The organism is Streptomyces sp. SID13726 (assembly GCF_010548375.1).
Classification (GTDB): domain Bacteria; phylum Actinomycetota; class Actinomycetes; order Streptomycetales; family Streptomycetaceae; genus Streptomyces.
In genome coordinates this window covers 1-784 of sequence record NZ_JAAGLY010000086.1, presented here as the reverse complement: position 1 = coordinate 784, position 784 = coordinate 1, and the positions used below count along the sequence as shown (strand labels likewise).

Sequence of the window (784 nt, the reverse complement as noted above, 5' to 3'; positions counted from 1 at the left end):
CGCGCCCCGACGGGACCCCGCACGTGGTGCCGGTGGGCGTCACGTACGACCCGGAGGCCGGCCTGGCCCGGGTGATCAGCAACAAGAACAGCAAGAAGATCCGCAACGTGCTGGCGGCGCAGGGCGCGCAGTCCGGCCCCGCGCGCGTCGCCGTGTGCCAGATGGCGGGGCGGCGCTGGGCGACGCTGGAGGGGCACGCGGTGATCCGTACGGACGAGGCCTCGGTCGCCGAGGCGGTCGCGCGCTACGCGGAGCGGTACGGACGGACGCCGTCGCCCAATCCGGACCGGGTCGTCCTGGAGATCACCCTCGACCGGGCGATGGGCCGGGCCTGAAGGAGAAACAGTTCGGTTTTCACCTTGTCCGGTTCAAGCACTGGACGCGGACATCACAACGGCGCCATCGTGGTCAGGTCCACGATGGCGCCGTTGTGTGGGGGAAGCACCTGGAGCGATCTGCGACGACGGGGGAATCGCTTCAGGCACTGCGGGGGGTGGCGGTGGTGATATCGGGTTCGAAGAGCTGGTGGTCGCGCTGATCAAGGTTGACGAAGACCATTCCGTAGCGCACCTCGCAGCGGACGGGCTGCGGCGCGCCGCGGGGGCGGCGCAGGCAGCGGTACGCCCGGACGTCCTCGTCCTCCTCGCGCGTGATGACGATGGGCTGTCCGAACAGGGTGACCATCAGCGAGTCGCCAGGGTGGGGGATGGCGGTGGCGAGGTCGATGAACTGCCAGCCGGAGCGGTAGGCAGAGGACATTTCGCGACGGAAACCGCGGTCGTCG

2 protein-coding genes are annotated in these 784 nt (G+C 69.8%); one reads left to right on the top strand and one right to left on the bottom strand.

The window, feature by feature from the left end; translation table 11 throughout:
* On the top strand, positions 1-335 hold a 335-nt coding region (locus G3I78_RS46470; protein WP_203616472.1), incomplete at its 5' end, for a pyridoxamine 5'-phosphate oxidase family protein.
* A gap of 142 nt (positions 336-477) precedes the next feature.
* Here the strand turns inward: G3I78_RS46470 and G3I78_RS46465 are convergent.
* Positions 478-784: (2Fe-2S)-binding protein (locus G3I78_RS46465; RefSeq protein WP_164436592.1), on the bottom strand; the 307-nt coding region annotated here is incomplete at its 5' end.